13 protein-coding genes are annotated in these 12,474 nt (G+C 47.7%); 7 read left to right on the top strand and 6 right to left on the bottom strand.

Going from position 1 to position 12,474, the window contains the following annotated elements; translation table 11 throughout:
• Positions 1-97: 97 nt before the first annotated feature.
• The 5 genes from CU081_RS08980 (at position 98) to CU081_RS08960 (ending at position 2,969) form a co-directional block, all read left to right on the top strand.
• Positions 98-505 (top strand): ATP-binding protein, encoded by a 408-nt coding sequence (locus tag CU081_RS08980; RefSeq protein ID WP_077255180.1) that lies wholly within the window; start codon positions 98-100, stop codon positions 503-505.
• Entirely contained in the window at positions 502-1,725 is a 1,224-nt protein-coding gene (locus CU081_RS08975; protein WP_058647346.1) for a relaxase/mobilization nuclease domain-containing protein, read from the top strand. The genes CU081_RS08980 and CU081_RS08975 overlap by 4 nt, the downstream gene beginning before the upstream one ends.
• 188 nt (positions 1,726-1,913) lie before the next feature.
• Positions 1,914-2,186 (top strand): hypothetical protein, encoded by a 273-nt coding sequence (locus CU081_RS08970; protein WP_058691571.1) that lies wholly within the window; start codon positions 1,914-1,916, stop codon positions 2,184-2,186.
• Between the two features lie 49 nt (positions 2,187-2,235).
• Positions 2,236-2,622, top strand: a complete 387-nt coding sequence (locus CU081_RS08965; protein WP_032720472.1) for a hypothetical protein — start codon at positions 2,236-2,238, stop codon at positions 2,620-2,622.
• Between the two features lie 26 nt (positions 2,623-2,648).
• On the top strand, positions 2,649-2,969 hold the full coding sequence (locus tag CU081_RS08960) for a hypothetical protein (RefSeq protein ID WP_032720473.1): 321 nt from the start codon (positions 2,649-2,651) through the stop codon (positions 2,967-2,969).
• A gap of 136 nt (positions 2,970-3,105) precedes the next feature.
• Here the strand turns inward: CU081_RS08960 and CU081_RS08955 are convergent, their stop codons facing one another.
• Positions 3,106-3,531: a hypothetical protein gene (locus CU081_RS08955; protein WP_032720474.1), complete on the bottom strand. Its 426-nt coding sequence runs from the start codon at positions 3,529-3,531 to the stop codon at positions 3,106-3,108.
• 1,034 nt (positions 3,532-4,565) lie between these two features.
• On the opposite strand from CU081_RS08955, the gene CU081_RS08950 reads away from it, so the two are divergent.
• Positions 4,566-5,132 (top strand): hypothetical protein, encoded by a 567-nt coding sequence (locus tag CU081_RS08950; protein WP_032720475.1) that lies wholly within the window; start codon positions 4,566-4,568, stop codon positions 5,130-5,132.
• 89 nt (positions 5,133-5,221) lie between these two features.
• Here the strand turns inward: CU081_RS08950 and CU081_RS08945 are convergent, their stop codons facing one another.
• Positions 5,222-5,797 (bottom strand): hypothetical protein, encoded by a 576-nt coding sequence (locus CU081_RS08945; protein WP_032720477.1) that lies wholly within the window; start codon positions 5,795-5,797, stop codon positions 5,222-5,224.
• The gene (locus tag CU081_RS08940) at positions 5,794-7,263 is read right to left on the bottom strand and encodes a tyrosine-type recombinase/integrase (RefSeq protein WP_058647348.1); all 1,470 of its coding nucleotides are present in this window, start codon (positions 7,261-7,263) and stop codon (positions 5,794-5,796) included. Before CU081_RS08940 ends, CU081_RS08945 begins: the two co-directional genes overlap by 4 nt.
• Positions 7,264-7,422: 159 nt before the next feature.
• Between CU081_RS08940 and mutS the strand changes: the two genes are divergently transcribed.
• Positions 7,423-9,990, top strand: a complete 2,568-nt coding sequence (mutS, locus tag CU081_RS08935) for a DNA mismatch repair protein MutS (RefSeq protein ID WP_058647347.1) — start codon at positions 7,423-7,425, stop codon at positions 9,988-9,990.
• 90 nt (positions 9,991-10,080) lie between these two features.
• Here mutS and CU081_RS08925 read toward each other — a convergent pair whose 3' ends face one another.
• The 3 genes from CU081_RS08925 to CU081_RS08915 are packed head-to-tail and all read right to left on the bottom strand — an operon-like array spanning position 10,081 to position 12,332.
• A complete protein-coding gene (locus tag CU081_RS08925) occupies positions 10,081-10,302 on the bottom strand; it encodes a non-oxidative hydroxyarylic acid decarboxylases subunit D (protein WP_003862116.1) in 222 nt (73 codons plus the stop codon).
• A 10-nt stretch (positions 10,303-10,312) separates the two neighbouring features.
• Positions 10,313-11,740, bottom strand: coding sequence for a non-oxidative hydroxyarylic acid decarboxylases subunit C (locus tag CU081_RS08920; RefSeq protein WP_003862113.1), 1,428 nt, complete (start codon positions 11,738-11,740; stop codon positions 10,313-10,315).
• Complete coding sequence (locus tag CU081_RS08915; RefSeq protein WP_003862111.1) at positions 11,730-12,332, bottom strand: non-oxidative hydroxyarylic acid decarboxylases subunit B; 603 nt, start codon at positions 12,330-12,332, stop codon at positions 11,730-11,732. Before CU081_RS08915 ends, CU081_RS08920 begins: the two co-directional genes overlap by 11 nt.
• Positions 12,333-12,474: the final 142 nt, after the last annotated feature.

Here is a 12,474-nt window from a genome sequence, read left to right as displayed (position 1 = left end):
TTTTAACCCAACCAATTGTATTATTTACCACGTAACAGCTTGACTTATTCACGGCATCGGTTATCTGTAGTAATAAACATGCAATAAAAGGATAACTATGAACAGTGACATGAGTAATGATGATGATATAACCAGAGTATCAAAACGCGGTAAATTTCATACTGACAAACTTCCTGAGAATGAAATACGACATCACTGCATCAGTGTCAGATTAAATGCAGAAGAGTTAATTATTCTCGACAGTAAAAGAGGTCAGTTTAAAAAAGGAGAATGGCTCAGGATGGCTTCCCTGAATAAACTCCCGCCGGTTCTGCCAGAAATCAATCGTGAAGCATGGATTAAACTTGGCAGCCTTTCACAGGATTTAAACCACCTACTGAGTCATCTCGACAGCAAAAGCCCTGACAGCGAACTGACCCGTACAGAACTCTTTGCCCTACGTAGACAAATCAAAACTCTCAGAGATCACCTTATTCCTACAACCTTTCTGGAGTCAGGCCGATGAAAGGCATGCAGAAAATAAAAAGGGGTAAACAATTCACAGGTGTGGTTCTCTATAGCCTGAAGTCAGGGTCTCACCACAAAATCACGCCTTATGTTATCGGTGGAAACATGACGAGCAGCACTGCTACTGAGCTTATAAGTGAATTTAAAAGCACCCAGCTGCTGCGCCCCGATGTCGCCAAACCTGTATGGCATAATTCGCTTCGCCTGCCAAAGGGTGAGAGTCTGTCAACCAGACAGTGGGCGGCATTCGCTGACGATTATATGACCCGGATGGGATTCACTGACACACATCTTCGCTGTTATATCCTTCACGACGATGCCGACGGGCAGCATATCCATATCATTGCAAGTCGCATTAACATGGTCGGTGGAAAGCTGTACCTGGGGAAAAATGAAAATCTCGTCAGCACCCGAATTATCAGCGAACTGGAGCGAATACACGGACTCACTGAAACAACACCTGCAACCAGTAGTCGCCCTCAGGCTAAAAGAAAATCCTCACGCAATGAGCTGATGATGGCAGAACGAACAGCAGCTCCCTGCCCTAAGTCACAGTTGCAGGCCCTGATCGACAATGCATTAACCCGCCGCCCCGATTTACTAACATTTGTCCGTTTACTGGGACAGGAAGGCGTGAGCTGCAAACCCAATATCGCCACAACGGGTAAAATGAATGGTTTTTCATTTCAGTACCAGGGCATAGCCTTTAAAGCCTCTCAATTGGGTAAAAAATATGGCTGGTCTTCCCTGCAAGCACTGGTTGATTTTACGCCGGAACATCTGACTTTACTGAAAGAAGCACGGCAGCCAAAAAAACCTACAACTGCGTCAGTGCCAGTGCCAGTGCCAGTGCCAGTGCCATCATGCGAGTCTGAAGAACAGGCGGCAAACCGGGAAACGATTCTGGAGAAAATCCTTCAGCTTGAAGAAAAAATGCGTCAGGAAAGACAACAGGAAACAGTGAGTGTCATTAAACTCAGGAGCAAACTGCATAATACAGCTCGTCAGATACCCCGCCAGCGTCGTCTGTATTCGTGGCTTGTATTGCTCGGCCATATTGTGGCGCTTCTCAGGCGCAGGGGCATGTCTCTGTTACATGCCACTGCACATCCTTTCCACCAAATCCTGCACCTCCATCTTCTAACACACTGTCATTCCACAACAACAAATTCCATTAAAGAACAATTAGTTAAAAACAACCACCATCCTGCACCATAAGTTAACTAGTCCATAACAGAGTGATAGTCAACAAAATATTGATCGTTTATATAGATCGATAAACTAGTTATGATAGCTATAACCTATTAAGAGAGATCCATCGATCGGTACAAGCAATTTTACTAAAGCGGATCATTCATCGAAAATGTTCAAAAATACATCACCTTAAATCAGGCCACGGAGTCATGATGGATAATAAAACGATTAGCTGTCCCTTCTGCTTTACACAAAACCCGCACGGCGTGCGGATTTGCAAAGGCTGCCATGCAAAAGTGGCCTATGGTGAAAGTCCACTCAGTGTGGCATTCCTTTTTCAATTCGTGGCATTAGCTCTCGCCTGGTTAGTATTTTCATTGACCGGCAGTACTCCTGTCTCAGTCATTACGTTTTTTGCCAGCGTCATTATTCTTATCTGCATTATTAAAAAGAAATATGCAGACAGAGTTGTTTTTATACGGTGATATTAATTTCACACCATCGCAAACATAAAAAATTAATATGAGAGAACTTATGAACAGATTCATGATTTCTGTTTTTTTTATTTCTTCTTTACTTATTTCTGGCTGTTCAACATCAGGCAACCAGCATCTAAAAAAAGAAACATCACAAAGTCTGCAGTCGAAAATCATCAAAAATAAAACAACGAAATCAGAAATCATTACCGCATTCGGTCAGCCCGAAACCAAAACTACACTTGATAGTGGCAATGAAGAATGGACTTATTCGATGGACAACAATCAGTTTGATGCCACCACATTCATTCCCGTTGTTGGGCTGCTGACAGGGGGCTCACAGACGCAGGCCAAAACACTGGAAATCGAATTTAAAGGAGAAACGGTCAGCACGTGGTCGTTCTCTGAAAATAAAAGCAGGATGAATACGGGTCTGATTCAATAACTCACCTTACAGTCAGGGATCTATTTATGAAAACTTATGCCGTTATCACACTCATTACCGCAGCATCGTTGCTGAGTGGCTGTAACAGTGAACCCTCCGAACAGGATATTTACACGGCCATGAATAAGGTCGTGGAACAGACGAATGCTTTCGTGAAATCTATAGCGGGCAAGGATGTTCCAAAAGACGCACTGCGCGAATTAAAATCAGTCAAAAAGCATGACTGCGTAGAAGTATCTGATAAAAGCTATAAATGCAATGTGACGGCTATTGTCGATAACGAAAAGCGTACTGCTGCTATAACCCTTGTCAAAACGGAAGATGGCTGGCAGGTCGTTGATAAGTAAAGCCACTATAAAGCCATCGAGACAGGTGGGCCACCCATTCGGTGTCCCTCCTTTTCTATTGTATCTGGTGTCCTGCCGGATACGCCTGATCCATTTATCTCCAGTATCCCATGTCCTATCCACGCCGCTGTCGCTGTCACAGTCTTTTCCTGACCACTGAGCCTGGTGGAGTATAAGCCAGAGAGCCTGTAATGCGTTTCTTTTCATACTGGGCCAGTAAATCAGCATAAATATGCTCTGCTTCGTCCAGATTTCCTGAAATATAATTCACAAGTGAATTCAGGCAATGCAGCAACGTGTCGCTATTTGCAAGCTTTCTGAGCAGCGTTGTGTTCAGGGTCGAAACGACTCCTGTAAACATCTGCATAATATTATCAACGTGATAACATGAATTGCGGTACTGCGCCCGTGAATAAAAATACTTCAGATGATACCCTGCAAAGAGAACATAAAGTTTTTTACAAAAGGCATTGTTATTGACGCTGCTGTGATTATGGGTTATAAATTTATCAATAACATGTATAAATTTTTCCTCCTGAGATAATACATTAATAGCACTCATAATTCCCTCCATTTTTTGTTTTTATAATTAAGTACTATCATCTTAAAAATTAAAATCAATAGTAAAATAAAAATATTTCATTATTGATATATTTTTTCTTCTTCCATAAATAACCATAGCTTTTACTACGATAATTTTGTGTCTTCCTGATTGTATTGCTATTTCATAATTCAACTATCTGAGTTATTTCCCTATTGCAGATAAGAAACCCACAGGAATATTTTTTGAGAGCGTGCTACGCACTGGCTTACGCCCTACTACCGATAAATGTCAGTTATTTTTACCGAACAATTGAAAAACCGTAATTTTGTTTCCTTGGCAGCGCCGCTGAGTGCCCGCAGCACTCATTCGCTGAAGTAGAAAGGATTTTTCCGAAGGGTCCCGGCGTGAGCCGTAGTCAGCAAACGGGTAAATCATGTATTTGTGTTCGCTTTCCCGATCAACTCAGCCTCTTGTTTTTTTGCGCGAAGCGTATTTGTGCTGACAGCTAAGCCCATTTGTATGAACTTCTGCGCGAAGCGTATTTGTAATGACAGTTAACCTCAGCTCTATGAACTCGTGCGCGAAGCGTATTTATACTTACAGAAAACACTTTAGTAATGTTCTGAAGCCCAATGGCGCAACAAACTGTTGCGCTGGCTTCACTTAAGAAATGATATTATGTAAGAAAGACAAAAATAAAAGTTTAATTATCAGGCACACCAAGGCCTTGAGTATCGTTCTAATGCAAAACTGTGGTTTCTTATTTCTTTATCACTCTTTTATCTTGCAGTTTAGAATCGAAAATTAATCAATAAAATCATATAATTACACAGCCACTACTGTTATTAATATCAGCACTAAAAATTATCAATCACATAACTGGTGATGGTGAAATTTAGCACCCCTTGTTTTAAATTTTACAACCTATTATCTCCACCAAATAACACACGCAAAATTTCAAAGTAAATATAATTGAAATAATATAACCAACCCCGTTGACAAATAAATTAAATATGCCATATCTGTAATCACAACAATAAAAAGGAGCCATCATGTCAATCACAAGCGTTGTATTAACTAAAGAACAAAAGTCCATTATTGCAGAAGCATTAGAGGTTATGCCTGAAGATCTGGAAGAAATAAAGATTAAAGCAAACAGCTATAAAAAAACGTCATTCAGGGACGATTTCTCAATGGTCTTCAAAGGCAATATGGCCACACTCGCCAGGATGGATTTGACGCCCACAGCATTTAGAATTGTTCTTTATTTCTTTTCAACCATTGATTATGGAAATATTATTCCTGACTTTTCACAGTCTCGTACTGCCAGAGAGCTTGGACTGAATAAATCAAATGTTTCACGTGCATTCAAAGAATTATTTGTGCGTAAGATACTGATCCGTGACACCATAGACAATCAGGTATACCTGAATTCAAATTTGTGCGTTAAGGGAATTCCTCGTCGTTTCAATGAAGATCTGATGGACAAATTCAAGAAATCCAGACTGGAGACAGAAGACTTTGCCAATTCGTTTAACTTTTATCGTGCAGGGTGTAAAACAAAACCGGTTAAAAATCCCAAAAGAAGATATCCTGCAGACGGTATTCCATTTGATTAAAATAATAAATAATGCTGTTGAACAATTTATACTTCCGCAAATGACTATTTCCCAATACAAATTCAATTTTATATTGGGAATGAAATTAATCATAAAATATCATTAAGTATATGACGTTCTTGTTCAATTTCACATGATTTAACCATCCCACTTAGTACACTAACAAAAACGTCATTCCATTTCTGACGCTCTCTCGAAGCATGCCAGTTCTCAAACAATACTTTCTCAAGAGAGATCCAAATAACTTCTGCGCGAGAGGTATTTAATAGCTCCTTGAATACTTCGTCAGATATAGTAAGGGCATGAGAATAAATTTTATTATCAATAGTCCAGAAAGGCTCTGGCTTGGTAAAATCAGCCAAAGAAGCAAAAGCCAACCCACGGACCTGTGCTGCTTCCATTGTGCTGTTCACTTTATGATTATCCCGCCAGGTTTTTAAATCACCCAACAGATAATTTACGCGTTGATTTCTTGCTTTGCTATCTTCTGCCTGGTATTGAATATAAGTAGGGCCATTACCAGTCTGGCGATAACGAGCCAATGTTTTGACACTTACACCAAGATAAAGGGCCGAAACTTCAGCACTCAGGGTTGCATCATCTGGCATACTACCAAATAGCCGCCATACTTCGGCGTATTCCCTTAAAGTATCAATAGTACTCATTCCTTGTTCTCCTGATTTTCTGGCAATGGTGGGTACTTCGCCGAAGCCAAAAGTGTATTATACAATTCTGGTGACGTCATCAGCATATGAAGCTCAATCAGTTGAAGAGCCTCAAATACCCGCTCTTTATCAGGCTCAGCATATCTTTCAGTAGGGTCTGTGGTATTACGGTGGTTAAGCAATCTTTTCACCACTGCATACGAAGTAAGCCCTTCTGCAACTCGACCAAAGGTTCTTCGTAGATCGTGCATTCCCAGCTTCATTATTCCAGCATCCTGACAGATATACTCTCGTAAGCTTTTACTATCAGAATAGTGCCCAACCTTGCTTCGTGACGAACGAGCCGGAAAAACCCATTTGCGTTTATCTGTCCGTATTTCGGTGTCGTTGACGATATCTCGCCGGTCTTCCAGAATTCGCTTTGTCGCATCGCAGATTGGAAGCTCATGATCATTACGATTCTTCGTGTCGTAAAAGCGAATCACTCGATATTCGAGATCGACATAGCTGGTCGTTCTAGCCTCTTCTTGAGTCAGAGCCTCTCGCCAGCACAGTGCTGCTGTTTCTTCCTTCCTGGCTCCAGTCAGAATGGTCAGCAACAGATAATCACAACCCAAGCGATTAAAACTTCGCTTATTGTGTAATGCAGTTAAGAACCGTCCCAAAGTATCTTTTGGGGACAATGGATTTCGAACGCCCTTGGCACGATAGCTATCTTCCAGCTCAGATCGTGTTCTGAACTTCTTCTGTACCTTTAAAATTGAAAAAGGATTATAGGACAACGAAGGTTGTCGTTGCTGTGTCTGAGCATTACCAGCCTCAATTTCAATTGCATGTTTAACCGCAACATTAGCCCAACGAAATGTTTGCTCCGCTGCTGTTCTCGCTCTTGAAGCAATTTCGTCAAACTTCCGAAGGATTTCATTACCAGTGAGATCCTTGATTCGAAGGTTTTGCCACTCTTTCAACCGATTCTCAGCTTTGTCTAACACATTGAGAGTGTTTGGTTTAGCAGGTTTGGTTCTGCCAAGTAAGTGACTCCTGTATTGGGCAAAAGCTTCACTCACGGTCAATTCAGCCAGATCGAGTTCCCTTTTAATCTTGTTGGGATTTCTCTTTGTTGCAATCATTGTCTGAACCAACTGCCGAGCTGCCTCACGGGCCTGATCAAGACTTGGAAAATCAGACACATTTCCAACTTTTACTTTCAAGACAGAGCTTGGCTTCTTACCCTCACTGACATTACGATCTGACGAAGCTACTCTTCGCTGGATTACATAGGTTTTTTTCGTCAAACTGACCTTCACACCGAAGCCAACAGGCGAATCTCGATGATCGTCAAAAACTATGTAAGGTTTTTGGTCAGGGTTAGCATCGAAAACGACTTTTCCAGAGCTACTGAGCTCAGGCTTAACATTGATACTTAACTTGTTGATAATAAAAGCCTGATTGAGAGTTGTTTTCAAAGTATCACCACCATTTGTAGCCCAGAGAAGGAGTAAAACCAATCTATCACGTCTTGGGCTACAAGTGAGCTACAAATTTATGGGTTTATGTGGGTTTGAAAGGGTTTTACTTGGGGCCACATGAGCACTTGAAAGAATTAAAAAACGAGTAAAATCAATATGAATGAGTCTATTGACAAGGATCTATCAGACCACACGCCGATGATGCAGCAGTACCTGAAGCTGAAGGCACAGCATCCGGAAATTCTGCTGTTTTACCGTATGGGCGATTTTTACGAGCTTTTTTATGATGATGCGAAACGTGCGTCTCAGCTGCTCGACATTTCCCTGACGAAACGTGGCGCGTCGGCAGGCGAGCCCATCCCGATGGCGGGTATCCCGCATCACGCGGTTGAAAACTATCTGGCGAAGCTGGTGAACCAGGGCGAGTCTGTCGCTATCTGCGAACAAATTGGTGACCCGGCCACATCGAAAGGCCCCGTTGAGCGCAAGGTCGTACGCATCGTCACGCCGGGAACCATCAGCGATGAGGCCCTGCTTCAGGAGCGCCAGGATAACCTGCTGGCGGCGATCTGGCAGGATGGTAAAGGGTTTGGCTACGCCACGCTGGATATCAGCTCCGGTCGTTTTCGCCTGAGTGAACCGGCTGACCGTGAAACCATGGCGGCTGAACTACAGCGCACTAATCCGGCAGAACTGCTTTATGCAGAGGATTTCGCCGAGATGGCGCTGATTGAAGGTCGCCGCGGCCTGCGTCGTCGTCCACTGTGGGAGTTCGAAATTGATACCGCGCGCCAGCAGTTAAACCTGCAATTTGGCACGCGCGATTTGATTGGCTTTGGCGTGGAAAACGCCCCGCGCGGGCTGTGTGCCGCAGGCTGCCTGTTGCAGTACGTTAAGGATACGCAACGTACCGCCATGCCCCATATTCGTTCCATCACCATGGAGCGTCAGCAGGACAGCATCATCATGGATGCCGCCACGCGCCGCAACCTGGAGATCACGCAGAACCTCGCTGGCGGCATGGAAAATACGCTGGCGTCGGTTCTTGACAGCACGGTTACCCCCATGGGCAGCCGTATGCTCAAACGCTGGCTGCATATGCCGATCCGCAATACCGAAACGCTGGCTGGCCGCCAGCAAACCATTGCCGCATTGCAGGATCGTTACACCGAATTGCAGCCGGTGCTGCGTCAGGTGGGTGATCTTGAGCGTATCCTGGCGCGCCTGGCCTTGCGCACCGCGCGTCCACGCGATCTCGCCCGTATGCGGCACGCGTTCCAGCAGTTGCCGGAACTGCGCGCTCAGCTGGGAGAGATCGACAGCGCGCCAGTGCAAAAGCTGCGCGAAACCATGGGCGAATTTACCGAGCTTCGCGAACTGCTGGAACGCGCCATCATTGATGCGCCGCCTGTTCTGGTGCGGGATGGCGGGGTTATTGCTCCGGGTTACAACGAAGAGCTGGACGAATGGCGTGCGCTGGCCGATGGCGCGACGGATTATCTGGATAAGCTGGAAATCCGCGAGCGTGAACGTCTGGGGCTCGACACCCTGAAAGTCGGCTACAACGCGGTACACGGTTACTATATCCAGATCAGCCGTGGGCAGAGCCACCTGGCCCCGATTCACTACGTTCGCCGCCAGACGCTGAAAAATGCCGAGCGCTACATTATACCCGAGCTGAAAGAGTACGAAGACAAAGTGCTCACGTCGAAAGGTAAAGCGCTGGCGCTGGAGAAACAGCTGTATGACGAGCTGTTCGACATCCTGATGCCGCACCTGGCTGACCTGCAACTGAGCGCCGCTGCGCTGGCCGAGCTGGATGTCCTGGTAAACCTGGCTGAGCGCGCCGACACGCTGAATTACACCTGTCCGACCTTTACTGACAAACCCGGCATTCGCATTACCGAAGGCCGCCACCCGGTGGTTGAGCAGGTGCTGAACGAGCCGTTTATTGCCAACCCGTTGAACCTGTCACCGCAGCGAAGAATGCTGATCATTACCGGCCCCAACATGGGCGGTAAAAGTACCTATATGCGCCAGACAGCCCTTATCGCGCTGCTCGCCTACATCGGCAGCTACGTTCCAGCGCAGAAGGTTGAGATTGGCCCTATCGACCGTATCTTCACCCGTGTGGGTGCGGCGGACGATCTGGCGAGCGGTCGCTCTACCTTTATGGTCGAGATGACCGAAACCGCCAACATTCTGCATAACGCGACAGAGAACAGTCTGGTGTTGATGGACGAAGTAGGACGCGGTACCTCCACCTATGACGGCCTGTCTCTGGCCTGGGCGTGCGCGGAAAGTCTGGCAAATAAAATCAAGGCGCTGACGCTGTTCGCAACGCACTATTTCGAACTGACACAGCTGCCAGAGAAAATGGAAGGCGTGGCTAACGTCCACCTTGATGCGCTTGAGCACGGCGACACCATCGCCTTTATGCACACGGTGCAGGACGGCGCGGCAAGCAAGAGCTATGGCCTGGCCGTCGCCGCGCTGGCGGGCGTGCCAAAAGAGGTGATTAAGCGCGCGCGTCAGAAATTGCGTGAGCTGGAAAGTTTGTCACCGAATGCGGCAGCTACGCAGATAGATGGTACGCAGATGTCACTGCTGGCGGTGCCGGAAGAGACCTCTCCGGCGGTAGAAGCGCTGGAGAACCTCGACCCGGATTCACTGACGCCGCGTCAGGCGCTGGAGTGGATTTATCGGTTGAAGAGTCTGGTTTAGTTTTCTGCGGTCTTTTGCCGGGTGGCGGCTTCGCCTTACCCGGCCTACAAAACCCGTAGGACCGGTAAGCGTAGCGCCACCGGGCTTTTTTTACAGCAGCGGCGGGATCGTCGGCACCTGCGGTGCTTCATCAATATCCTTCTGCGTCATGCGGAACGCTTCCGGGTAATGCTCGCGGCTGGTACGGCGCAGCGGTTCGGTATCGCGCCAGGTATACAGACAGTGCTGACACTGATATACCGTCCAGACACCTTTCACCGGTGATGTTGCCATCACTTCAATATGTTCATCGGCACAACGTGGACAAATCATTTTTTCCTCCTTATTGACGTGCCGCCAGCATCGCGGTCAGTTTTTCGGCCCAGGCTTTGGTTTCAGGGAGATCCTGTACCGGCTGGCTGTAGTGACCACGGTTGTCCGGGGCAACCGGGGTGGTGGCATCAATGATCAGCTTGTCAGTGATCCCCGCCGGGCTGGAGCCGGGGTCAAGCTCGAGCACAGACATATTCGGTAGCTGCACCAGATCGCCTGCCGGATTGACCTTTGATGACAGCGCCCACATCACCTGCGGCAGGTTAAACGGATCGACGTCTTCATCCACCATAATCACCATTTTCACGTAACCCAGACCGTGTGGCGTGGTCATGGCGCGGAGGCCGACCGCACGGGCAAAACCGCCGTAACGCTTTTTAGTGGAGATAATCACCAGCAGACCGTGGGTGTACATGGCGTTTACCGCCTGCACTTCCGGGAATTCCGACTTTAGTTGCTGATAGAGCGGTACGCAGGTGGCGGGCCCCATCAGATAATCAATCTCGGTCCACGGCATGCCGAGGTAAAGGGATTCGAAAATGGGTTTGGTGCGGTAAGAGACTTTATCAATGCGTACAACCGTCATATTGCGTCCGCCGGAGTAGTGTCCGGTAAACTCACCGAATGGCCCTTCAATTCCACGTTTCCGGCCTTCAATCACCCCTTCGAGGATCACTTCCGACCCCCACGGCACATCGAAACCGGTCAGCGGAGCCGTCGCAATCGGATACGGGCTTTCGCGTAGCGCACCGGCCATCTCATACTCGGATTGATCGTATTTCAGCGGCGTGGCGCCCATCAGGGTGATGATCGGATCGTTACCCAGCGTAATGGCAATAGGCAGGTCTTCGCCGCGCTCTTCTGCCTTATGCAGATGCAGCGCGATATCATGCATCGGCACCGGTTGCAGGCCGAGCTTACGCTTGCCCTTCACTTCCATACGGTAGATCCCGACGTTCTGTTTGCCGAAGTGATCGGGGTCGAGCGGATCGCGGGAGACAACGCACGCTTTATCGAGATAAAAGCCTCCGTCACCGTCGTTCAGGCGGAACAGCGGCAGAATGTCGAACAGGTTGATGTCTTCCCCGTCCACCGTGTTCTGCGCCCAGGCCGGATTTGCACGACGCTCTGGCGAGACGGGGAATTTGTCCCAGCGACGAATAAACTCGTCGATCTGTTTTTTCACCGGGGTATTCGCTGGCAGCCCCATCGAAATAGCGTGGTTTTGCCACGAGCCGATAGTGTTCATCACCACACGGGCATCGGTGAAGCCGCGAATATTATCGAACCACAGCGCAGGCGCACCATCGCCAATGCGTCCGGTAGCGTTGGCGGCCGCCGCTAAATCCGGCTCAGCGTTTACCTCTTCCTCAATTTTCAGCAGTTGCCCTTGCTCATCGAGCGCCTGCAAGAAGCTTCTCAAATCATCAAATGCCATCTTTATTCTCCTGTGAAAAATGTTTCGCTGCCTGCAAACCTTCCCAGCGTCGGGCTTTTTTATGCTCCAGACCAAACTGGTCGAGAACACGGGTCACGATATGCTGGGTAATGTCATCGGCGGTTTGCGGGTGGTTGTAGTACGCAGGCATAGGCGGCACCATCGCCACGCCCATACGGGAAAGAGCAAGCATGTTCTCGAGATGGATGGTGCTGAGCGGCGTCTCACGGGGAACCAGCACCAGCTTGCGCCCCTCTTTCAACACTACGTCTGCCGCACGCCCTACCAGCCCTTCGGCGTAGCCCGCGCGGATACCCGCCAGCGTTTTCATGCTGCACGGGATGACGATCATGCCGTCGGTGCGAAACGAGCCGGAGGAGATGGTGGCAGCCTGATCGGCCGGGCTATGGACGACATCCGCCAGTGCAGCAACGTCATGCGCAGTGAAGGGCGTTTCCAGCTCAATGGTGGTTTTTGCCCACTTCGACATCACCAGGTGCGTTTCCACCTCCGGCATTTCCCGCAGCGCCTGTAACAACGCCACGCCTAATGGCGCACCCGTCGCGCCCGTCATTCCCACAATCAATCTCATTCAGCACCTCAATTAATTTGTTCGTATACGAACATATTAATTAAACTACGCCTTGATCCTGCTGCTGACAAGATCGTTCGCATACGATCACACTAATCGCTAAAAAACTCTCGCGTTAAAATTCAGCCCAAGAGCGGCTATC

The organism is Enterobacter sp. CRENT-193, assembly GCF_002787395.1.
Taxonomy (GTDB): domain Bacteria; phylum Pseudomonadota; class Gammaproteobacteria; order Enterobacterales; family Enterobacteriaceae; genus Enterobacter; species Enterobacter hormaechei_C.
This window is presented reverse-complemented; position numbering and strand designations above follow the sequence as displayed.